General features: G+C 66.4%; 19 protein-coding genes. 7 read left to right on the forward strand and 12 right to left on the reverse strand.

Annotated features, from left to right (window positions below; all coding sequences use genetic code 11):
• Positions 1-1,296, forward strand: a complete 1,296-nt coding sequence (locus ACGFNJ_RS12430; RefSeq protein ID WP_393446513.1) for a sulfate adenylyltransferase subunit 1 — start codon at positions 1-3, stop codon at positions 1,294-1,296.
• Positions 1,297-1,473: 177 nt separating this feature from the next.
• Positions 1,474-2,229, forward strand: coding sequence for a sirohydrochlorin chelatase (locus ACGFNJ_RS12435; protein WP_393447812.1), 756 nt, complete (start codon positions 1,474-1,476; stop codon positions 2,227-2,229).
• A 4-nt stretch (positions 2,230-2,233) separates the two neighbouring features.
• On the opposite strand, the gene ACGFNJ_RS12440 is transcribed toward ACGFNJ_RS12435, so the two are convergent.
• Together ACGFNJ_RS12440 and ACGFNJ_RS12445 are read right to left on the reverse strand one after the other, a co-directional pair.
• Positions 2,234-2,857 (reverse strand): TetR/AcrR family transcriptional regulator, encoded by a 624-nt coding sequence (locus ACGFNJ_RS12440; protein ID WP_393446516.1) that lies wholly within the window; start codon positions 2,855-2,857, stop codon positions 2,234-2,236.
• Positions 2,858-3,036: 179 nt separating this feature from the next.
• Positions 3,037-3,981 (reverse strand): helix-turn-helix transcriptional regulator, encoded by a 945-nt coding sequence (locus tag ACGFNJ_RS12445; RefSeq protein ID WP_393446519.1) that lies wholly within the window; start codon positions 3,979-3,981, stop codon positions 3,037-3,039.
• 96 nt (positions 3,982-4,077) lie between these two features.
• On the opposite strand from ACGFNJ_RS12445, the gene ACGFNJ_RS12450 reads away from it, so the two are divergent.
• From ACGFNJ_RS12450 to ACGFNJ_RS12460, 3 genes are all read left to right on the forward strand, one after another.
• The gene (locus tag ACGFNJ_RS12450) at positions 4,078-4,482 is read left to right on the forward strand and encodes a VOC family protein (protein WP_393446522.1); all 405 of its coding nucleotides are present in this window, start codon (positions 4,078-4,080) and stop codon (positions 4,480-4,482) included.
• A 492-nt stretch (positions 4,483-4,974) separates the two neighbouring features.
• The gene (locus ACGFNJ_RS12455) at positions 4,975-5,571 is read left to right on the forward strand and encodes a sigma-70 family RNA polymerase sigma factor (RefSeq protein ID WP_393446525.1); all 597 of its coding nucleotides are present in this window, start codon (positions 4,975-4,977) and stop codon (positions 5,569-5,571) included.
• Positions 5,568-6,368: an anti-sigma factor domain-containing protein gene (locus tag ACGFNJ_RS12460; RefSeq protein WP_393446528.1), complete on the forward strand. Its 801-nt coding sequence runs from the start codon at positions 5,568-5,570 to the stop codon at positions 6,366-6,368. The genes ACGFNJ_RS12455 and ACGFNJ_RS12460 overlap by 4 nt, the downstream gene beginning before the upstream one ends.
• Positions 6,369-6,826: 458 nt before the next feature.
• Here ACGFNJ_RS12460 and ACGFNJ_RS12465 read toward each other — a convergent pair whose 3' ends face one another.
• The gene (locus ACGFNJ_RS12465; protein ID WP_393446531.1) at positions 6,827-7,621 is read right to left on the reverse strand and encodes an HAD family hydrolase; all 795 of its coding nucleotides are present in this window, start codon (positions 7,619-7,621) and stop codon (positions 6,827-6,829) included.
• Between the two features lie 739 nt (positions 7,622-8,360).
• On the reverse strand, positions 8,361-10,445 hold the full coding sequence (locus ACGFNJ_RS12470) for an Hsp70 family protein (RefSeq protein ID WP_393446534.1): 2,085 nt from the start codon (positions 10,443-10,445) through the stop codon (positions 8,361-8,363).
• A 622-nt stretch (positions 10,446-11,067) separates the two neighbouring features.
• Here ACGFNJ_RS12470 and ACGFNJ_RS12475 point away from each other — a divergent pair.
• Complete coding sequence (locus ACGFNJ_RS12475) at positions 11,068-11,829, forward strand: SDR family NAD(P)-dependent oxidoreductase (RefSeq protein WP_393446537.1); 762 nt, start codon at positions 11,068-11,070, stop codon at positions 11,827-11,829.
• A 174-nt stretch (positions 11,830-12,003) separates the two neighbouring features.
• Here the strand turns inward: ACGFNJ_RS12475 and ACGFNJ_RS12480 are convergent, their stop codons facing one another.
• The 5 genes from ACGFNJ_RS12480 to ACGFNJ_RS12500 all read right to left on the reverse strand — a co-directional run bounded on the left by ACGFNJ_RS12480 (position 12,004) and on the right by ACGFNJ_RS12500 (position 18,465).
• Complete coding sequence (locus ACGFNJ_RS12480) at positions 12,004-12,387, reverse strand: hypothetical protein (RefSeq protein WP_393446540.1); 384 nt, start codon at positions 12,385-12,387, stop codon at positions 12,004-12,006.
• Between the two features lie 291 nt (positions 12,388-12,678).
• Entirely contained in the window at positions 12,679-14,262 is a 1,584-nt protein-coding gene (locus tag ACGFNJ_RS12485) for an FAD-dependent oxidoreductase (protein WP_393446543.1), read from the reverse strand.
• A gap of 1 nt (position 14,263) precedes the next feature.
• Positions 14,264-15,268, reverse strand: a complete 1,005-nt coding sequence (locus ACGFNJ_RS12490; RefSeq protein WP_393446546.1) for a diiron oxygenase — start codon at positions 15,266-15,268, stop codon at positions 14,264-14,266.
• A 212-nt stretch (positions 15,269-15,480) separates the two neighbouring features.
• On the reverse strand, positions 15,481-16,653 hold the full coding sequence (locus ACGFNJ_RS12495; RefSeq protein ID WP_393446549.1) for an Hsp70 family protein: 1,173 nt from the start codon (positions 16,651-16,653) through the stop codon (positions 15,481-15,483).
• Positions 16,654-17,517: 864 nt separating this feature from the next.
• A complete protein-coding gene (locus ACGFNJ_RS12500) occupies positions 17,518-18,465 on the reverse strand; it encodes an NADP-dependent oxidoreductase (RefSeq protein WP_393446552.1) in 948 nt (315 codons plus the stop codon).
• A 78-nt stretch (positions 18,466-18,543) separates the two neighbouring features.
• On the opposite strand from ACGFNJ_RS12500, the gene ACGFNJ_RS12505 reads away from it, so the two are divergent.
• The gene (locus ACGFNJ_RS12505; RefSeq protein ID WP_393446555.1) at positions 18,544-18,951 is read left to right on the forward strand and encodes a winged helix-turn-helix transcriptional regulator; all 408 of its coding nucleotides are present in this window, start codon (positions 18,544-18,546) and stop codon (positions 18,949-18,951) included.
• Positions 18,952-19,671: 720 nt separating this feature from the next.
• Here the strand turns inward: ACGFNJ_RS12505 and ACGFNJ_RS12510 are convergent.
• The 3 genes from ACGFNJ_RS12510 to cysT are packed head-to-tail and all read right to left on the reverse strand — an operon-like array spanning position 19,672 to position 22,360.
• Positions 19,672-20,667 carry a sulfate/molybdate ABC transporter ATP-binding protein gene (locus ACGFNJ_RS12510; RefSeq protein ID WP_069167915.1) on the reverse strand — a complete coding sequence of 332 codons (996 nt, stop codon included), beginning with the start codon at positions 20,665-20,667 and terminating at the stop codon, positions 19,672-19,674.
• Positions 20,664-21,470 carry a sulfate ABC transporter permease subunit CysW gene (gene cysW, locus ACGFNJ_RS12515; RefSeq protein ID WP_393446559.1) on the reverse strand — a complete coding sequence of 269 codons (807 nt, stop codon included), beginning with the start codon at positions 21,468-21,470 and terminating at the stop codon, positions 20,664-20,666. Before cysW ends, ACGFNJ_RS12510 begins: the two co-directional genes overlap by 4 nt.
• The gene (gene cysT, locus ACGFNJ_RS12520; protein WP_393446562.1) at positions 21,467-22,360 is read right to left on the reverse strand and encodes a sulfate ABC transporter permease subunit CysT; all 894 of its coding nucleotides are present in this window, start codon (positions 22,358-22,360) and stop codon (positions 21,467-21,469) included. Before cysT ends, cysW begins: the two co-directional genes overlap by 4 nt.
• Positions 22,361-22,382 lie beyond the last annotated feature (22 nt).

The following is a 22,382-nucleotide window of genomic DNA, read 5'->3' on the forward strand; positions in this document are numbered from 1 at the left end:
ATGTCCGACCTACTGAGGCTGGCCACCGCCGGTTCTGTCGACGACGGCAAGTCCACCCTGGTCGGACGCCTGCTCTACGACACCAAATCCGTACTGGCCGACCAGATCGACGCCGTCACCCGCGCGTCGGTCGACAAAGGTCTTGCCACGCCGGATCTTTCGTTGCTCGTCGACGGGCTGCGCGCGGAACGCGAGCAGGGCATCACCATCGACGTCGCCTACCGCTATTTCGCCACGCCGCAGCGGTCTTTCGTCCTCGCCGACACCCCCGGGCACGTGCAGTACACCAGGAACACGGTGTCCGGTGCGTCGACCGCGCAGCTGGTGATCCTGCTCGTCGACGCACGCAAGGGTGTCATCGAGCAGACCCGCAGGCACGCCGCAGTGCTCGCGCTACTCGGGGTGCCGAAGCTGGTGCTCGCGGTGAACAAGATCGACCTCGTCGACGACGCGGCAACCGTATTCGCCGACATCTCGGCCGAATTCAACCAGCTGACCCGCACTCTCGGCTGGTCCGACGACGACGTGCTCGAGATCCCGGTCTCCGCACTGCACGGCGACAACATCGCCACCCGCTCGGACAACACGCCCTACTACAGCGGCCCTTCACTGATCGAGCACCTCGAATCGGTGCCGGTCGATGCCGACAGCACCGGCACTCACACGCTGGGCCTTCGCTTTCCGGTCCAGTACGTGATCCGGCCGCGCACCGCCGAATACCCCGACTACCGCGGCTACGCCGGACAAATCGCCGCGGGTGCGGTCGCGCCCGGCGACGAGGTCGTGGTGCTGCCCTCCGGAATTCGGACCACGGTCGAGCGCATCGACACCCCGGACGGCGAACTCGCGGTGGCGCAAACAGGTCGCAGCGTCACTCTGATCCTGTCCGATGAGGTCGACATCTCCCGTGGCGACATCATCGCCTCGGTCGCCGATGCGCCGGAGCCGATCGACACCTTCGACGCCACCGTCTGCTGGTTGGGTGACAAGCCGCTGCGGGCAGGCGCCCGGTTGCTCTTGAAGCACGGCACCCGCACCACCCAAGCCATCGTCGGCGCGCTGCTCGAGCGCTTCGACGAGCAGCGCCTGATCGCCGATCCGAGCCCGGAGTCGTTGGTGCTCAACGATATCGGCCGCATCTCCCTGCGCGTCGCCGAGCCGCTCGCGGTCGACGACTACCGGGTGAACCGGCACACCGGCAGCTTCCTGCTCATCGACCCGTCCGGCGGCAATACCCTCGCCGCCGGGCTCGTCGGCGACGTGCTGTCGGCGGTCGAGGTCGGCACCGGAGTCTGAGAGGAAGGGGGGCCTCGGATGACACCGTTCGACGGCGTACCTGCGCCGGGGGCCGCGACGGAATCGCGGGCGGCCGCGGCGCCACCTAACATTGTTGCGGCAGTAAACAAGCACACGGGCCGCCGAGAGTCGCGGTGGGAACACTCTGGCGAAGACGAGGTGGCGGTAATGCGAGACCTGCCTGCGCTGATCGCCGTTACGCACGGCAGCCGGGATCCGCGCTCCGCAGCGACCATGGGGGCCGCCGTCGCCCAGGTCGCGGCCCGACGGCCGGATGTGGATGTGCGGCTGGCGTTTCTCGACCTCAGCGCGCCCTCGGTCGAGCAGGTCGTCGATGCCATTGCGCGCAAGGGACATACCCGTGCGGTGGTCGTGCCTGTGTTGCTCGGCGACGCATTTCACGCGCGGGTCGACCTGCCTGAACTGCTTGCTGTCGCGCAGGCCAGGCATCCGCACCTGCACCTGACGCAGGCCGATGTGCTCGGACCCGACAACCGGCTGATCTCCGCGCTGCGCGACCGGGTTTCGGAGGCGTGCGGGCTGCTCGAGGTGACACATGATCCGCTGGCCTGGTCACACAGCAGTGTCGGCATCGCGGTGGCCGCGGTGGGTTCCTCCTCCGCCGCCGCCAACGCCCGCACCGCCGAGGTGGCGCGGCGCCTGGCCCGCCGGACCGGGCATCTCGCCGAGATCTGCTTCGTCACCACGGAACCGAGTGTGTCCCAAGCGATTTCCCGCCTGCACGCCGGTGGTGCCGACAACATCCTCGTCGCGCCGTGGTTCCTGGCGCCTGGCCTGCTCACCGATCGTCTGATCGCCGCGGCCCCGAACCTCACGCACGCCGAGGTGATCGGGCCGCATCCCGCGCTCACCGAAATAATCTGGGACCGCTACGACGCCGCGATCGCGGGCACGCTGACCCTGTCTGCCTAAGGTTTCAGCTCATCAGGTTGTCGACAATGGAGCGGGCAGTGGCCACGCCCCACTCGTTGCCCATCTGGTGCGCGGAGTGGGCGGCACCCAGCACCGCGTCGAGCTCGAAGGCGACGACGTCGGCATTGCGGTCGGTGAGGTGGCCTTGATCCTGGGCGAGCCGGATCTCGTTGGAGAGGAAGGCGAGGAAATCGCGGTTGCCCTCGGCGATGGCGTCGCGGACCGGGCCAGGCCGGCTGTCGAACTCGGCGAGCGTGGCCACCCGGAAGCAGCCGCCAGGGAAGGCAGGCGCGGCGACCTGAGCGAACCAGCGCTCGACCAGCGCCCGCAGCCGTGGCATGCCGCTCGGCTCGGACAGGGCAGGCTTGATCACTTCGTCCATGAACACCTCGTTGGCCGCCTTCACTGCGGCCAGTTGCAGCATTTCCTTGCTGCCGAACAGGGTCGCGATGCCGCTCTTGCTCAGGCCGAGGTCGGTGGCAAGCCTGCCGATGCTCACGCCGGTCAAACCCTCGACGGACGCGACATCGGCGGCGTGTCTGGCGATCGACGCGCGGGAGCGCGCGCCCTTCGCGAGGCGCTGATCGGTACCCGGTTGCTCATTTCCGGCGGATATGGACTCGGACATACTTCTATTCTTCCACGAAATATTTCGAATACGAACGTACGGACACATTGGGCAGCGCACCGCTGATCGGATGAGAACATGGCTGCGGCATCATCCAGAAACGTCACCATAGTGCGCGGTGCAGCGGCTATGCCGCCAAGGAGTGGAACATCACTGAGTCAGAAGTGGGGAAGGTGGGGTCAGGGCTGATACGCCGTGACGAGTTCGGCGCCGATCCGAGCAAGTTCGGCGCGGACCGACTCGGGTTCGACGACCTCGATGTCGGCGCCCCAACCCGCCAACTGCTGGGCCAGCATCCAGGCGGTGGGCGCGGTGACCTGGACGCGGATACGACCATCGGCGATCGGGCCGTCGACGACGCAGTGCCTGCCTTGCTGATTGCGCAGGATCGGCAGCAGACGCTCGGAGATGAGGACGGTCGCCGCGGTCGTGGCGCGGCGCTGCTCCATCTCGTCGACCACCGCGTCCCAGGCGGTCGCAAGGTTGAAATCGGCTGGGCGGTGGGCAGTTTCGTCGGTGACGATCGCCTCGGCGATGCGGTCGACGCGGAACGTGCGCTGGCCACGGTCGGTGCCTGCGAGGAAATACCAGATGGCGTCCTTGTCGACCAGGCCCAACGGGTCGACAAGACGTTCCGTGTGTTCGCCGCCCTTACTGGCGTAGCGCAGGCGAACCTTGTTGCGCTGCACCACCGCTCGTTGCAAGAGCGCGACGACCGGCGGCAGCTCCCGATTCGTCGCACCCCAGCGAGCCGGATCGATCACCACGGCATCGGCGGCGGCCGCGGCATCGGTGCGGAAGGTCTGCGGCAGCGCGCGCACCAACTTGCGTAGCGCGGATTTCGCCTCCGGGACCGAGCCCGCCGACGGACCCGCCAACAGGAACAGCGCTCGCGCCTCGCCCGCCGTCAAACCGGTGAGGTCGGTGCGTGCCCCGCCGACCAGCGACCACCCCCCGCCCCGACCCGGCTGCGGATACACCGGGACACCCGCGGCCGACAGCGCCTCCAGATCACGGCGCGCGGTCGCGACCGATGTCTCCAACTCCCCGGCGACCTCCGCGGCGGTCACCCGCCCTCGGGTCTGCATCATCAGCAGGATCGCCACCAACCTGTCCGCTCGCATGCGCACAATTTTGCCGGAAAAAGTGCTCATTCGGTGCGCACTTTAACTCGGATGATGGTTTTACAAGCAAGCACGAACCGATGAAGGAGACCCGACATGCTGCGAGGAATGGCGACGAGCACGTTCTACGCCGACGACCTGGAGGCCGCGAAGGACTGGTACACCGAGTTCCTCGGGCAGGAGCCCTACTTCCACGTTCCCGGTGGCTACTACGAGTTCCGGATCGGTGACTACCTGCACGAATTCGGCATCATCAACCGCGCCTTTGCACCGGCCCGCGCCACCAAGGGCCCCGGCGGCGCCATCGTCAACTGGCACGTCGACGACTTGCAGGCCACCTTCGACCGCCTGCTTGCCTTGGGCGCCACGGAATACGACCCGATCACACCGCACAGCGAAGGCTTCGTCACCGCCTCCGTCGTCGACCCGTTCGGCAACGTCCTCGGCCTGATGACGAACCCGCACTACCTCGAGGTTCTCGCCAAGACCGGACCTGCATAAGTCAAGGCCAGCGCGCCGCAGACGCTGCGGCGCGCATGGCCGCTGCGGTCCAACAGATGTTCCGTACGGTTCACAGGGCTTCTGGCCTCTGCGGACCGTACGGAGCATTTGTGGGTCTCAGAGAAGCAGTGCTGAGCGAGCTATCACGGGACAGCCGCGACACGCCGTGCGACGGCGGCGAATCGCGCGCTCAGGCGAGACGGGTGCATGATGTGCTCCGCCACCGGCTCATGCTGGTCGGTTTGAACAGTTGCTGAGGCAGGCGCCATGTCCCGCAACGGATTCCGAGTTCGATCGAGGATATCCAGCAGCCGGTTGGTTGTTTGCCGACGTCGGCGGGGGTGGGGCGCCGGGGCCACCAGGTGGCAGGTCCACGGGGTTCAGCGGGGTAGCCGGGGTGTTGCGAACCGGCGGGCATCATATGATCTGGGCCAATCCGCCGTTGTCAGGTGAACGGCTTCCGGCTTGGTCAGGCTTGGAAGGACACACCCTATGGTCATCCCCGCCCGAGCAGTACACGGTGCCGATGCGGCGCGCGGCACAACGAACACTCCGGAGATGCTGATCCGCCGCGTCGGGCGCGGCGACGAGGAGGCGTTCGCCGAGCTCTACGACATCGTGGCGGGCCCGGTGCTCGGCATCGCCACCCGGGTTTTGCGCGATCATGCCCGGTCCGAAGAGGTCACCATGGACGTGCTGATGGAGATCTGGCAGCGGGCACCGGAGTTCGACGCGCAGCGGCAGCGGGTGCTGCCGTGGGCGATGACGGTCGCGCATCGCCGGGCCGTGGATCGGGTGCGCGCCGCCGAAGCCGACACCCGCTGCGACAGTCACGCCGGGCAGTCGGAACTGCGCTGGTGCTTCGACGAGATCGTGGAGACCACGCTGGATCGCATCGAACACGACGCGGTCCGCCGGTCCCTCGACGAACTCACCGAGCTGCAACGCCGTTCACTCGTGCTCGCCTACTACGGCGGCTACACCGACAACGAAGTATCCGAAGCACTCGACAAGCCGGTCGGAACGGTCAAAGCCAGGATGCGCGACGGGCTGATCCGCATGCGTGACGCGATGGCCGGGCAACCATGACCGCCGAGATCCACAGCCGCACCGGCGCCTACGTGCTCGACGCATTGGACGACGACGAACGCGCCGCCTTCGACGAGCATCTCACCGAATGTCGCGCCTGCCGCACCGAGGTCGCCGACCTGCGCCCCGTCGCGGCGCGGCTCGGGATCGCGTTGACACCGATGTCGGCGGTCTCGTTGAAGGATCGGGTGCTCGCCGACCTCGGCGCACACCGGCAATTGCCCTCCACTACGGCACTCGGCAGCACCCAGATCATGCCTGCGGTGGACGACCTGACCAGGACGGCGATCCTGCCGTCGCTGGAAGGATGGACGGACGACGACTATCCGGAAGAAGACCGTCGCTGGTGGACGCATTCGATCACCATCGGCATCGCCGCAGCGGCAGCGGTGATAGTCGTCGTCCTCGGCGGGCTCGCCCTCGTCGACCGGACACCGGCGAGCGAAACCACCGTTGCGATGGAGCAGGTGCGTGACGCGCGCGACGCGGTCACCAAAACCGGGCGGGTGGTCACCGGCAACGGCATGGCGACCGCGGTGCTGTCCCGCAGCCTCGGCAAGATGGTGGTGTCGGCGAACGGCCTACCCGCCGTGGATGATCGGCACGGCTACCAACTGTGGACCATTCCCGCCGACGGAACCCCCTGGTCCGCCGGGATGATGCACACCTCGGGCACGCACGCCGAGCTGGCCACAGACCTGCGCGCAGGCACCACCCAGATCACGATCACCACCGAGCCCACCGAAGGCTCCCCCGAACCCACCACACCGATGGTGGTGCGCATCGACCTGAGTTGATCACCAGGGGCTCGTCGCACGTGCGTGGATTGCTGAACAGGTCTGACCGAACCGGCACCAGCGCAACAGGTCCGCTCGAGACGGGATGCCGACAAAGCACAACCAAAAGACCACTCGCAGCGCGTCCGCCTCGAGCCGAGTTGCCCAACGGAACGTGACCGAACCACCACCGCAACCGGGCCGCTCGATCACGCCGGGAACTCGATCGGTCCCGCCAAGCACCAACAGGACACGACAAAGCCGACACGCGAAACTCAGCTCAGCTATGCCCCGCCCGATCGGTCCCGCCGAACACCAACGGGTCGTGACGGAGCCGACACACGCAACTCGGCTATCCATCGGGTGCCATCGGTACACCGCAGAGCCGACACACAACTTGGCTCGGCCATGTCCCACCCGATCGATCCCGCCGAACGCCAACGGGCCATGGCAGAGCCGACACGCGAATCAGGTGGTGGTCAGTTGGTGAACCAGCGTTCGAGGATGGTGGCGACGCCGTCGTCCGTGACGGTGCTGGTTACCTCGTCGGCCAAATCTTGGACGGCGGTGGGGGCGTTCGCCATGGCGACGGAATGTGCTGCCCAGCTGAGCATTTCGCGGTCGTTGTAGCCGTCACCGATGGCCAGCGTCGCGGCATGCGGGATGTCGAGGGCGAGGCGAAGGCGTTCCAGGGCCCAACCTTTCGACACACCCTGGCGGGAAACGGTCAGCCAAGGGCCGAATTCGCCATGCACCCAACTGGCGCCGGGCACGTGCAGCTTGCCGAGCAGGCCGAGCATTTCGTCGAGCGAACCCTGTGGCCACCAACCGTTGAGCCGCGGGGTCGGCTCGCTGCTCAGCGCACCATCGTCGACGAGCAGGTATTCGCCGATCGAGTACTCCCCCGGACTGACGCCAGTCGCCCAGTACCCGACGCCGACCTTCTCCACCGCGAAAATCATCTCGGGGATCAGGGCACGCAATGCGGCGACCGCGGGCGCCGGATCGAAGTCCTGCACGGTAATCGGCACCCCCTTGGCCACATCGACGTGCACCGCACCGTTCGAGCACAGCGCGTGCCCTTCGATCAGACCGAGCTCGGTAAGCACCGGCCGAGTCGTCAGCACCGTCCGCCCCGTCGTGATCACCACATGCGCACCCGCCGCAACGGCCGCACGCACAGCATTGGCCACGCGCTCACTAACCGGACTACCGGTGTCGAGCAGCGTTCCGTCCACATCCAGCGCGATGAGCTGGGGTCCCCCGCTTGCCACCAGCCCATTGTGCCTTCGATACGCACCACCCGTCATCCGAGAATCCACACCGAGACCTGCACGCACACCACCGATTAGGCCCCACCATCCACCAACCGCATCGGAATCATTTGTGCGGCACGTCGGCACCTACCCGAAGCGCACCGATTCGGCGAATGTGCGCCGCCGTCCAGTCCAGCAAGCCTGCTCACCCACCAGACGATCACGACACCTCCTCGCCAGCACCGCCGAGAATGGTTTGGCCGTCCCACTCCACCAGCCCTACCGAAAACGCCGCATGGCCGACCGTGCAGGCTCAGGGGTCCATGATCGAAGCCTCGAATCCGCACTCGTTCTGTGGATCCGCACTGGTTCTGGACGTCCAGTAGACGTGCGGATTCCCAGTAAGGGTGCGGATTTCGGCGTCGGGCCGCGCTGGCCGCGTTCACCGACCGCAGAGGCACCAGCGATCCCGGCATGCGGGGATCAAAGGGGATGGTTTCACGTCGAGGGGGCACTGGTGGCGGGGGCTACTCGGGCGATGCCGCCACCAGTGCCTCGTGATCAATCGACCAACTCCAGAATGGGTGCGGATACGCGGGAGGCGGGGCTAGTTCGCGATACACCACCACCAGAGGACTCACCACCGGAGGAGTTGCCGCCCGAGGAGGCACCGCTAGAACCCGACGCCTCCACGCCGAGTTGCCAACGGAGGCAGTCGAACTGCCGCTGACGGGCGGCGCAAGGGGCTTGGCTCGAACTAGTTTCGGGATGTGCTGCCGCCGGAGGAGGTGCCGCCGGAGGAGGTGCCGCCGGAGGATTCGCTGCTCGAGGAGGCGCCGCTGGAGGCTGAGGTGCCGCTGGATGTCGAGCCGCCGGTGGAGGCCGAGGAGGTGCTGTCGCTGGAGGTGCTGCCGCTGGAGGAGGTGCCGCCGGACGTGCTGGCGCCCGATGACGAGGTGCCGCCGGACGTGCTTCCGCCAGAAGAGGTTCCGCCGGAGGTACTGCCGCCGGAGGAGGTGCCGCCGCTCGACGAATGGTCACCGGACGAGGTGCCACCGGAAGTGCTTCCACTGGAAGTGCTTCCACCGGAGGAGGTTTCGCCGGTCGACGTGTTGCCGGTCGACGTGTTGCCGGAGGACGTGCCCGTCGACGTCTCGCCCGATGAGGTGCCACCCGAAGTAGTACCACCCGAGGTGGTGCCGCCGGATGTCGTGTTCCCCGAAGTGCTCGTGGTGTCGGCAGGCGTAGTGCCGGTGCCGGTTGTTGTTCCCGAGGTCGGGGTGGTGCCGGTGCCGGTCGCCGGAGTGGCCGGTTGAGCGGGGGGCGCGGCTACCGGGTCTGGTACCACTGCGGGCGGGTTGACTTGGGGTACACCAGGAATCGTGCCGGGGAGGCTGACCGTCGGCACGCCGGGGACACCGGCGATCGGGGTGCCGACCGGGGGCAGATGGACGGGTGGGATGGCGGGGAGCTGGCCGGGAATCGGGGTCGGCTGGAAGGGCAGCGGGTTGATGAAGTAGGCCGGGTCGGCGTAGGTCCGTCCGTCGTGCGGGTTGATGTCCCTGGGGTCGACGCGGCTGCCGCTACGAGACTCCGCCACGCTGGGGCCGAGCGTGCTGCTGTGCGCCGCAGGCGTGATGAACAGCCCGTATGCGGACGGACGCGGGGCAATGGCGCCTGATGCCAGCGAACGCGACATCCATCCTGCGGGTGTCGCCACCCACGCATCGTGGCCGTCGGCCGGGCGGTCCAGGCTGGTGTCGTACAACAGCGTGTCGGTCGAGGAATCCGTGCCGGGGAAGTGATCGAACATCGGCGCCGCCGCCTCGGGTTCGGTCGGGCTGCCGAAGACCGTCACCGCGGACATGGCGACCGCGGAAACCACGGCGGCGCTGGAGAATACGGCGACCCGCGGCGCATGCGACCGCCCGCCCGCCGCGGCGAGCGCCATGCTGCGGGCGGCCATGAGCGCGGCGCCCGCGACGACGGTGTGACCGGGGTCGGCCGAAACCACCAGGGGGCGGCCGAGTTCCGCGAGGGTGCGGGCGACCTCGGCGGGCCGTGAGGCGCCGCCGATCACCAGAATGCGGCTGATATCGGACAGGGTGAGGTCGGCCGAGCGCACCACCGAACGCACCACATCGAGCGTGTCGTGCACATGCGCGGTGCGCAGCCCGTCGATGTCGATCATCGACAGCATCGTCAGCGGCACCGACGCCTCCGGCCCGCTGTCGTGGGCGTAGCGCGCGATCATCGCGCCGAGCGGCCTGCCGCCGAAGTCGTAGGAGCGCACCGGCTTTCCGACCATCGGGTGGTCGACCCAGTCCGGGCCGACGCGCACGATGGTGACATCGAGGCTGGTTCCGCCGAGGTCGTAGACCAGCACGAAGCCGGGTTCCAGCGGGCCGTGCTCGTATTCGAGCCATTCGGCGGCGGCGACGGGTTCGGGCACCAGCTCGACCTCGCGCGCACCGGACAGGTCGAGCGCCTGCCGCAGCAAGGCCACTTCTCTGTCGGAATATGTTGCGGGATAGGTGGCTACGGCGCCCGACTCGGCGGCGGCCGGCTCAGCGTCGCGCAGGCCGTTCACGACGGCGGCGACCAGGTTCGCGGCCGACCAGATGCGCCCGCCGACGATCAGCGGCTCGGGGTCGAGGCTCAGGTCGGCGAAATCCGTGACCGCCATGCTGAATTGGGGAATCCCACCGATCCGCAGCCCACCCGCGCTGTCGAACGTCACCGCGGTGCGCCTGCTGCGCACGACGGGCCTGGTTCGCACTCCGGCCGCCGAAGCCGTCATGGAGTTCACTGCGCCGATGCTGAAACCCAGACCTGTGGTCATTTGCTATCCCGTCAACGTACCGAGACCACGTCCATCACACAGAGAACCATGTGGCCGCGGTCGTCTTCCAAACAGCGAGCACAGATTAGCTGTTCGACTCGCTGGAAGGATGTGGAATTGATATGAACGGGAGAAGTCTGGCGTAAAACGTTTAGCTCCCGATTGCAATGATCTATGTCACCTGCGTAGATACCTTTCGGGCGAAGTGTTCAGCCCTCTCGACACGGGTCGATGCAAAGGCGCGCAACGTGATCCCGTTACCCCACAGCGATCCGGACAATTGCCCAAAAGTCGACCGTCGACCGGACTCACCCACAGAACCATAAATCACATTTAAACACTGACTGGTCGGTAACCAAACCATTGCCGACGCTATTAATTCGGCTTTAGCGCTCCTTAAAGACTTTCGACTTCCGCGCACAAGATCAGCCTCGCCGGGCACACCAGAGCGCGTGGAGATCCTGGACGAAGAGAGTGCCGACACCGTCCCCCGGCTCATACATGACGCATCAACTCCATGTCGTATTCCCGCCAGCACAACCCACTCGTTCCGCGTTGACTCAACGTATGCGATCACCACCACCGAGGTGAGATCGCAAGAACGAGAAGGGAAATCGACAACATGTCGACACGTTTCGCAACAAAGGTCGTACTGATCACGGGTGCAAGCTCAGGCGTCGGCAAGGCGGTCGCATTGCGCGTGGCAAACGAAGGCGCCGCCGTGGTGCTCGGTTCCCGAGGCAAGGACGCGGGCGAGCACGTGGCGGCCGAGATCCGCGCAGCAGGCGGACGGGCACTGTTCGTGCCGACCGACGTCACCGTCGAGGCGGATGTGGCGCGACTCACCCAGGCGGCGCTCACCGAATACGGCCGACTCGACGCCGCCTTCAACAACGCGGGTGCCATCAACGCCTTCGGGCCGATCGCCGAGATCGATGAGGCAGGCTGGCGTGCCGACCTGGAACTCAACCTGACCAGCGTGTTCTACGGTCTGCGCCACCAGGTGCCCGCGCTGGCCGCCTCCGGGGGCGGCGCAATCCTGAACAACGCGTCCAATCTCGGCGTGGTCGGAATGGGCTCGGTCGCACCGTATGTGGCGGCCAAGCACGGCGTCGTCGGCTTGACCAGAGCGGTCGCGCTGGAATCAGCGGCGCAAGGCATCCGTGTGAACGCGCTGATCGCCGGTGCGATCGACACCCCCGCCTTCCGCAATTCGATGGGTGCGACACCCGAGGGTGAGGCGGCCATCGCCGCGCTGCACCCGCTCGGCCGCATCAGCAGGCCTGAGGAGATCGCGTCGTTCTGCGCGTACCTGCTCAGCGACGAAGCCAGCTTCGTCACCGGCGCCGCACTAGCCATCGACGGCGGCTTCACCGCGCAGTAGACGCTACAAAAAAGCTCGGACGGATCGCGGTGTGCGATCCGTCCGAGTACGTGGGGGCCGACCCGACACCGGTCCCCACGATCGCTCCCGCCTGGAACGGTGTCCAGCGGAGGAATCGGCAACCACCGCAACGGAAATCGGGGCAGTGGCGTGTTTGGACCGTCGAACCCGGCCCTAGATCACCGCGCAGGAGCTGCCCAGATTGATCCCTGGGCGAACGTCCAAGGTGACGGTGGCGGACTCACTGCCATTGGTGGTCAAAATGGTGTGCTGTCCAGGCGTTGCCGGGATCCAGGTGGCCGAGAACGACTTGTCCGGGACCCTGTTCGCCCCGGCGAACCAGACCCCGTTGTCGTAGAAGGCCACGTGATCGCCGTTGTTGGTGTTGGCAATGGCCAGGTAGTTACAGCCGGTCCCGATCCCGTTGGAGATCCCGCCGCCTGCATAAACCACGCTGGCTGAGATCCCAGTCGCCGCCACTGATTGTGGCGCGTTCATGACCAGACCGGCGGCGGCGAGCACCAGCGCGACCGGGACAGTTTTCCGCAGATTTCCCATCAACTACCGACTCTCGAATAGGTTGGGCCGAGTGGAGCTCCTGGCATGCGCCCGGCGACAACTCCCGGCGCCCGAGTGTGCAACCTGCTCATCGTCGTGGGTTGCCCGCAGCCCGACAAGGCCCCGAAACTCGGGGCCCCGCACCGAATCCCGCCCCGCGCACAAAAACACCCCGGTACGGCACACGTCTTCGTCACGTGACCGATCACCGGGGTTGTCCACCATCGACGGCGACGCTGGCGTCGATGGTGACGAAACCTCGCGGAACCGTGTGGTTCCGCGAGGGGCCTGTCAGGAGCGGGCTAGGAGCTTGCGCACCCGGCCGGGACGCTTGGCGGCGCCGGTAGCGCGGACGGCCGGCTGCCGCTGCCGGATCATGCGATCGAATTCCGTTGCGGTGCCGCTGGGTTCAGCCAGGCGACCGGCATTGAAATCGTCGGCCAACTGCTGCACGGTCTCCTGCGCGCAGGACTTGTTGGTGCCGATGAAGCCGGTGGGGCCGCGCTTGATCCAGCCGGTGACGTAGGTGCCTGGCAGCACGGCGCCTTCGACGCGTTCCAGCACACGCCCGTTCAGGTTTGGGATCACGCTGGCTTGCTCGTCGAACGGCAGGCCGGGCAGCGCGACGCCGCGGTAACCCACCGAGGTGAGCACCAGGCCAGTGTCGAGACGTTCGGTCGCACCGGTCGCGACGGCGCGGGTGCGGCCGTCGGCATCGGTGACGAGCTCGTTGCGGCTGACCTCGATGCCGGTGACCCGGTCGCTGCCGACGATCTCGGTGGGAGAAGTCAAGTAGCGGAACACGATTCGCTTGCGCTCACCGAACGGCCGACTACCGACACTGTGCAGCAACCGCAGCTTCTGCTCGACCTGGTACGGCAGACCCTCGGTCACCTCGGGCAGTTCACCCTCGATCGCGATGTCCACATCCGCGCCGAGCAGGCCGACGAATTCCGGGACGGTGAAGGCGGATTCGAGCGGACCGCGGCGGCCGAGAATGACCACTTCCTCGATCTTGCTCTCCCGCAACGCCCGCAGCGCGTAGGGCGCGATATCGGTGTGCGCCAACGATTCCGGATCACTGGTCAGGATGCGCGCGACGTCGAGCGCGACATTGCCGTTGCCGACGATCACCACCCGCTGCTGCGAGAGATCGAAGACATGATCGGCGTGATCGGGATGCCCGTTGTACCAGGCGACGAAGTCGGTGGCAGAGATCGTGCCCGGCAACCCTTCACCGGGGATGTCGAGCTTGCGGTCCGAGGACGCGCCGACGGCATAGATCACCGCGTGGAAATGGTCGAGCAGCTCCGCATGCGAAACATGCCCGCCCACTTCGACATTCAGGTAGGAACCGAAACCGGGCTGCGCCGAGATGAGGTCGAACAGCTCGCTCACCTTGCGGGTCTTGCCGTGATCCGGCGCGACGCCGTGCCTGGCCAGCCCGTAGGGCACCGGCAACCGATCGAACACGGTCACCGATACGTCGGGCTGGGTCAGCAGCTCGTCGGCCGCATACATCGCCGAAGGACCGGACCCGACGATCGCCACCCGCAGGGGGTGGCGCTCGGTGCGAATCTCGGCCGCGGGCACCGGCTTTGCCAGCAGCGGCCGCGGCCTGACCTGCCGGTAGAAGTCGGCATTGATCTCGATGAACGGTTGCTGCTCGTCGGTCAGCTTCTTCGACGACACGATCGCGTCCACCGGGCACGCGGTGGCGCACGCGCCGCAATCGACACACGCCTTCGGGTCCACGTACAGCATGTCCGCGGTCAGGAAGTCGGGCTCGTCCGGCGTCGGATGGATGCAGTTCACCGGGCAGGCATACACACACGACGCATCGCTGCAGCAGGACTGCGTGACGATGTAGGGCACGTCAGCCGGCCTTCGCCGCGCGCATCGGCTCCGAGCGGTAGCGCGTGGTGTGGCCGTCGATCTTGAGCAGCTTCCAGACGGCCTTGGCGACCGGGTTCATCAGGCCGATGTCGTTGGCCAGTGTGCGCACGTCACCGAAGAAGTCGCTGAACCCCTGCTTGGCTTCCTTCGTCCCGTAGAACAGCTCCTTGCGCACGTAGTCCGGGATGTCGAACTCGCGCCAGAAGGACCGGGGCGGGGTGAAGATCGAGCGGCCGAGGATGAACATGACGATCGGCATTGCGATCGACAGCACGAACTTGTTGGCCGGATTCTGCTGGGGCACATGGTTCTTCAAGAACTCATGAGCGAACGAGATGTGGCGCGCCTCCTCGGCGACGTGAATCGCCATGACGCCGCGCATGATCGGGTGCACTTCTTCGCCCGAGCGCAGGATCGCCTTCTGGATGTGGTCGATCGGCTCCTCGCCGGCCAGCACCGCCATAAAGAACAGGTTCGGGAACAACCCGGCGACCGGGGCGGCCAGGTACTTGAACTGACGCACCAGCGGGCCCATGCCGGGCACGTCCTCGCCGATCCGGTTGACCATCTCCTGGAACATCAGGGTGTGGTTGTGCTCCTCGATCATCTCGTGGGAGCAGTAGCGGAATTCGGGCGAGCCGTTGGGCAGGCCGAAGTTGTGCGTGGCCATGCCGCTGATCAGGATGGATTCGAACTGCAGACCGACCTTGGCGACGTTGGCTTGGCGGTACTTGCCGATGTGAATCTTGCGCTCGTCCGACTGCGCCAGGTACCAGGGGTGGCGGCCGAGCGGATCGGCCGAGACCGGGAGGATCCACCGCTGCTCCCCTGCATCCACGGCGAAGTCGGGGTTGTCCCAGTCGATGTCCTCGTACGGGTCGAAGTGCTTGTTGACCGAGCCTTCGGAGAGCAGCAGCAGGGTTGCGGCGTACTCCTGCGCCTTCTCCAGATCGGGGTCGACCGGGGGCTGCACGGCTGTAGACATCGTCGTCCCTGCCTCTCTCGTAGGACGTTTACCTGTACCCAATAGTTACAGGTACAGACTGTCGCGTCAACTGAGACTCACGGTACGCCGAGCAGATTCTGCACAACACCCCAGGCCAAGGCCATGATCACGATTGAGCGCCCGATCAAAGAGAAGTTCGGCGGCGACCGCCCTCGTCGCAGTCGCCGCCGAAACACCCCGCCGACTTCCGCTCAGTAGAACTTGAAGGCCGCCAACTGAGCGAGGCCGACGATGACGCCGTCCGCGGGCAACGCGAGCGCGAGACCAACGCCCGCGACCGACAGTCCCGCCGCCAACGCCACCCTGGTCAACCTGCGCTTGGTCCGCCGTGACAGCACCAACGCCCTGGTTGCCGCCCGCCGATGCGCCCCGGTCCTGCGCCGCTTGCCGTGCTGCTTACCCGCCGATGCCTCGGCGGCCACGGCGGCCCTGCGGCCGATGATCGCCGCGCCGTCCGCAATGGTTCGTTCGGGATCGGGCGCGGTGATCACCGGCCGGGCCAGCTCGCCCGCCAGCACCTGGGCCACCTCCACCGGTCGCGCCGCGCCGCCGACCACGAGCACACAGTCGACATCGGCCATGGTGACGTCCGCGATCCGCAGGCATTTGTAGACCAGCTCCAAGGAGGCGCGCACATGCCTGGTGCGCAGTTCGTCGGCGGTCGTGCCGATGACCGTGCCGGAGATGGAGGCCGCGGGCAGTCCGTGCCCGGCCCGCGAAGCGACCAGCGCACCGAAGGCCCGCCCGCCGAATTCGGCGGAGCGCAGCGGCTCGCCGACGATCGGGTTGTTCGGACACCCCGCGCCGACCCGGACCAGGGTGATGTCGAGACTGGCACCGCCTAGGTCATAAACGAGTGCGAGTCCCGGCATGAGTGGACCGCGGTCGGATTCGAGCCAGGTCGCCGCGGCAACCGGCTCGGCGACCAACGCGACGTGCGCCAGTCCGATGGCGTCCAGTGCTGCGCGCAGGTCGCCGATGTGCGACTCGGTATAGCGCGCCGGGTAAGTCAGCGCGATGCCGACGCCTGCGTCGTGGTTGGGGTGATCGAACAGCGCCTCGGTGATCAGGCTCTCCGCGACCACCGCAACCAGGTCCGCGGGCGACAGCGCGCGGTGGCCGACCCTGGCCGACATGATGGAACGTTGCGTGAGATCAGCGAATTCGGTGATCGCGCGCCCGTGCCGCGGGATCATGCCGACGCGCGCCAAGCCGGTGCTGTCGAAGGTGAGGGTGGTGCGGCGGGTGATGGATCGGGACCGCTGGGCCCATCGGCGCCCCGGCGGAGCCTTCGCTGAACCTTCCTCCGCCAGAGCGGAAACCGTGTTCACCGTGCCGATGCTCAAACCGAGACCAACCGCCATCGCAATCCACCTGATCGCCGAGCCGATTTGCTTCGAACTCTGTTCACGCAACCACTCCGCGACCCGCCTGCCAACCACCGGACACCCTATTGTCCGCTGCCCGCCTGTCTTGTAACAGGTTGCATAGCGCAAGCATCCATCCTGGTCACCTGCCCTGGACTGCGGCGCAGGCGACAGCGCCCGGATCTTCTTGCGACACGCCGACATTCAAGGGTGCTCCTGCCCCATTAACCGAACCGGTCGCACTGGGGGAACCTGACACGAATACACGTTCCAACATGCAGTGATAGCCCCTAACAATCCCCAATCGCCGGACACGCGACCCCCGAAGAGCGGATACTGTGCCCACCGATTCACCGACACGACGCTCCCCCGCGCCGGCGATCCCGTATGCCCCACCGGAACGCGCACCGCCGCAACGACACACCCGATTCCGGGTCGGCGTCATCCGCCGCAGACCCGCCGATCCCGTTGCGCCAGCACAAGATCAGCAATGCCTCAGCACACTCTGTGCCGCCGGGCTGGCACATCGCGACACCACTTCGTCGTATCTAGACCCGAAGTCCGGCATCGAGACCAACCTCTGGTGCGCGAACGAACCATGAGGCCCACCATGATCAAGGCTCGGCCCGACGTCAGCACGAGCCTGCCGCGCACGCCCGAACCTCTGGTGCGCGAACGAACCATGCGGCCCACCACGATCGAGGCTCGGCCCGACGTCAGCACGACCCTGCCGCGCACGCTCCAACCTCTGGTGCGCGAACGAATCACGCAGCCCACCACGATCGAGGCTCAGCACGAGCCGACCGCGCAACCCGCTCCAACCATCGGTGCAAAAACCATGCGGCTCACTACGATCGAGGATCAGTACGGCGTCAGCACGAGCCGGCCGCGTAACCCGCCCTTTTCGAGTCGGCGATGCGCTTCGACGGCTCGCTCGAGCGGCAGGGTCTCCGCAACCCGCAACGTCAGGTTGGCAGTGGCGAGTTCGGCCAAGGCCGCTCCGTCGGAGCTGATCCATTCCTGATGGATTCTGATGCCACGCAACGGCGTCAGCAGCGGTCCGCCCATCACGGAGGCGAAGGCACCGCGGTTGCGCACCGCGGCCAGTGCGCGTATCCCCAGCCCGGCAGTGTCCAGTGCGGCATCGACACCGCCCGGAACCAGCCGGCGCAGGTGTGTTGCCAGGTCGTCGGTGTCGCGGTCGACGATCCATTCGGCGCCGAGCCCGCGGAGGAATGACTCATCGGCGGAACCGGCGAGCGCGACGACGCGCAGGCCGCGACGCACTGCCAGTTCGACGGCGAATCCTCCGACAGCGCCAGCAGCGCCGGTCACCAGCACCGTGCTGCCCGCGCTCAGACCGAGCAGATCGAGGGCTTGCCCAGCGGTCAGCGCGTTCAACGGCAGCGTCGCCGCGTCAGTCGACGGCACTTCGGCAGGCGTCGGAGCCACCGCGGCCGCGTCGAGCACGATGTAGTCGGCGTATGCGCCGAGCGAGGAGTCGAGCAGGTCCCGCAGTCCGATCACACGCTGCCCCACCGCGAAAGCGGCAACCGCAGGCCCGACTTTGTCGACGACACCGGCGACGTCCCAACCGATGCCGGTAATCGGACGGGCAGCCATCAGCCCCGCGTCGACCAGCGCGCCCGACCGGGTGGCGACATCGACAGGATTCACCGTTGCCGCTTCGACACGGACCAGCACCTGCCCCGGGCCGGGTTCGGGTGTCGGCACCTCGATGACCTCGAGCACGTCGGGTCCGCCATATCCGCGGGCGATCACCGCCCGCATCGTCTTTCGTATCGTCATGTACACAAATTATGGAGTGTTACTCTCCAATGGGAAGTACGCACCTTGGAGTGCCTAAGGAACCTGAAGGAGTGCCCGGTGTCGACACGCACCGTCGCGCAACGCCGGACCGAGGCGAGCGCCACCTACGACGCCTACCTCGCCGAATGCCCCGCCCGGCAGCTGCTGGACCGAATCACCGACAAGTGGGTGAGCCTGGCCATCAACGCGCTCGCCGCAGGCCCGCAGCGCTACAGCGACCTGGGTCGCCGCCTGACCAGCGTCAGCCAGAAGATGCTCACCCAAACGCTGCGCAATCTCGAGCGTGACGGATTGGTGGCACGCACGGTCACCGTGTCGGTGCCGGTACGCGTCGACTACGAGCTGACCGAACTCGGATACTCGCTGCTCCCGGTGATGCAGACCATCAAGGGCTGGGCCGAAACGCACATCGACGAAGTGCACGCAGCCCGCGACTCCTACGACGCCGCCAACGACCAGAGGTGACAGTCCACCACGAACGCACCAGTCCCATGGCCCCACTAGCCCCGCCCCGCCATGCAGTAACCCCTGCCGTGTCCCGTTGGGCGAGAAGCGCTCTCACGAGTGGTACATGGTGGAGGCGACACGCCGTAAACGCCTCCACCATGTACCACTCGTCAGCCTCAGCGCGCGCGAACGGGACATGGCTGCAACAACTCTCGCGCCGGACCTCCTTTGAAGTAGCACGCCTCGCATTGGCGTGAGAGAAATGGTTGCGGCGCGTCGCGACACGCACCATTTCTCTCACGCCAACATTTCAAGATCACCGTTCGCGGATTCGAGTGGTTGCCGCCTGCGTTGACGGGAGTGAAATGGTTGTTGACCCGTTGACGGGAGTGAAATGGTTGCTGATCGTCGTTGGCGGGAGTCATATGGTTGCCGTGCGCCTGAAAACGGCCACCATAGGACTCCCGTCAACTTCCCAAGATCACTTCTGAAAGATCTTTGGACCGGACCACAGCCAAGCAACCCGCCCTGGGACGAGAGAACCCGTGACCAACTGCGGAGGTCAGCCGGGTACGGCACACGACGCAACCACGCTATCCAGTGCAAACCCCGAGACGGCCGCACTCGCCAGGAGACCGTCAAACCCGCGGAGCAAAGTACACCTCCCCGAGATCCCTAAACCTGAAGTCTCCCAACGCAACCCACCACCAAAACCGCACTTACCGCCACAACGGGAAATCAGTGCGCAGGAAGTTCCGGAATCCTGGTAGCACGGGCATAGACGGTTTCACCATCGGTGAGACGAAGAGCCTCCGCATCACCACGAGTCACCTGCGCAGCGAACAAATCACCGGTAGCCGCATTGCGCAACTCAACGCGCACCTCAAACCCCAAGTGCACCACCCGCTCAACGGTCGCCCTGGTAACACCCGCCGATTCCGCAGTGCCCTCATCCGCAGCCAACGCCATCGCAGGCTCCCTACCGACGCGAATGTCATGCGGCCGCACCAAATGTCCGTTGAGCCGCGCCACCGCACCGAGGAACGACATGACGAATTCGTTTGCAGGCCGGTCGTATACGTCCTCAGGCGTACCGAACTGCTCGATCCGGCCCTTGTTCATCACCGCGATCTTGTCGGCCACGTCCAGCGCTTCCTCCTGGTCGTGCGTGACCAGCACGGTCGTCACATGGACCTCCTCGTGCAACCTGCGCAACCAGGTTCGCAGATCAGCACGGACTTTGGCATCCAGCGCACCGAACGGCTCGTCGAGCAGCAGCACCTGCGGATCAACCGCGAGCGCACGGGCCAGGGCCATCCGCTGACGCTGACCGCCGGACAGCTGCGCCGGATACCGATGCTGGAAGCCATCGAGCCCAACGATGCCCAGCAATTCGTCGACACGCTTGGCGATTTCGGCCTTGGGGCGCTTGCGGATCTTCAGTCCGAAAGCCACGTTGTCACGCACCGTCATGTGCTTGAACGCGGCGTAATGCTGGAAGACGAAACCGATGTCGCGCTTCTGCGGCGCCACCCTGGTGACGTCGTTGCCCGCGATCACCACGATGCCGGAGTCGAGCGACTCCAGCCCCGCGATGGAACGCAGCAACGTCGACTTGCCGGATCCCGAGGGCCCGAGCAGGGCGGTCAGCTCGCCGGAGGGGATGTCGATGGTGACATCGTCGAGCGCGGCGAACGAACCGTAGTTCTTCTTCGCATTGGTCACGGTGATCATTTAGTGCCCCGCTTGCGTTCGAGGAGGGTCATCAACAGAAGGGTCACGAGCGCGATACCCATCAGCAGGGTCGCCGCCGCGTAGGCGCCGAAGGTGTTGTGGTCGTTGATGTATCGGCCGTGCACCAGCAGTGTCAGGGTCTGCGACTTACCGGGAAGCGCCGACGACACCATGATCACCGCGCCGAACTCGCCGAGTGAGCGTGCCACCGTGAGCACTACACCGTAGGTGAGGCCCCAGCGGATGGCGGGCAACGTGATTCGCCAGAACGTCTGCCAGCGAGTGGCGCCGAGGGTCGCCGCGGCTTGTTCCTGATCGTCGCCGATCTCGTGCAGCACCGGCTCGACCTCACGCACCACGAACGGCAGCGTGACGAAGATGGTGGCGATCACCATGCCGGGAAGATTGAAGATGACCTTGAAGCCGAGGTCTTCCAGTCCGCCGAACCAGCCGCCCGCGCCCCACAGCAGGATCAGCGCGACACCGACGACCACCGGCGACACCGCGAACGGCAGATCGACGATCCCTTGAACCAGGGTGCGGCCGGGGAACTTTCCGCGCACCAGCGCGATCGCGGTGACGATCCCGAAGACCACGTTCACCGGAACCACGATCGCCACGATGATCAACGACAGCTGGAAGGCCGAGATGGCGGCGGGCGTGGTGATCGAGTCGATGAACGCGCCGGCCCCCTTCTCGAAGGTCCGCCACAGAATGATCACCAGCGGCAGCACCAACAACACGAACAGATACCCGAGTGCCACCACCCGCAGCGAAATACGCGTAGGCCAAGAAAGATTCACCGGGCCTCCTGCTCCTTACGCACGCTTCGCTCGGCAAGCAGGCGAAGCACCAGCAGGGTCGCGAACGAGATGGCCAGCAGCGCAACGGAAACCGCTGCTGCGTTGATCGGCCGGTCGATCTCGATCTGCTTCTGGATGTACTGCGAGGCCATTTCGGTCTCGCGCGGAATGGCGCCACCGATGAGCACCACCGACCCGTACTCGCCGATGGCGCGGGCGAAAGCCAGTCCGCCACCGGAGATGATCGCCGGGCCCAGGGTCGGTAACACGATGCGGCGGAACGTGGTCCAGTTGTTCGCGCCGAGTGAGAGCGCGGCCTGCTCGACCTCGCGGTCCACCTCGATGAGCACCGGCTGCACCGAGCGGACCACGAACGGCAGCGTGACGAACGCCAACGCCACCACCAGACCGGGCTGAGTGGCATTGAGGTGGATGTCGATCGGGCTCTGCGGCCCGTACAGCGACAGCAGCACGATGCTCGCCACGATCGTCGGCAGCGCGAACGGCAGGTCGATCAGCGCGTTGACAATGCCCTTCCCCGGGAACTCGTCGCGGACGAGCACCCAGGCGATGAGCGTGCCCATCACCACGTTGATCAGCGCGACCACCACCGAGACGAACACGGTGATCCGCAGCGAGTCCAGCGCCGCGGGCGCGGTGACCGCATCCACGAACCCGGACCAGCCTTCGTCGAAGGAGGTCACGGTGAGCGCGGCCAGCGGAAGCAGCACGATGATGCTGAGCCACAGCACCGCGGTGGCGATGCCGAGCGGACCCACCGAGCCGGTCACCCGCAGCCACGACCAATTCCAGCGCGGGGTCGCAGGCGCTTTTTCCGGGCCGCCGGGAGCGGGCGCTGACCCGATCCCGGCGGTGCTGCTGTCAGTCACAGTCGTCCAGTATTCCGTGCGC

The organism is Nocardia sp. NPDC049149 (genome assembly GCF_043197455.1).
In the GTDB taxonomy this organism is placed as follows: domain Bacteria; phylum Actinomycetota; class Actinomycetes; order Mycobacteriales; family Mycobacteriaceae; genus Nocardia.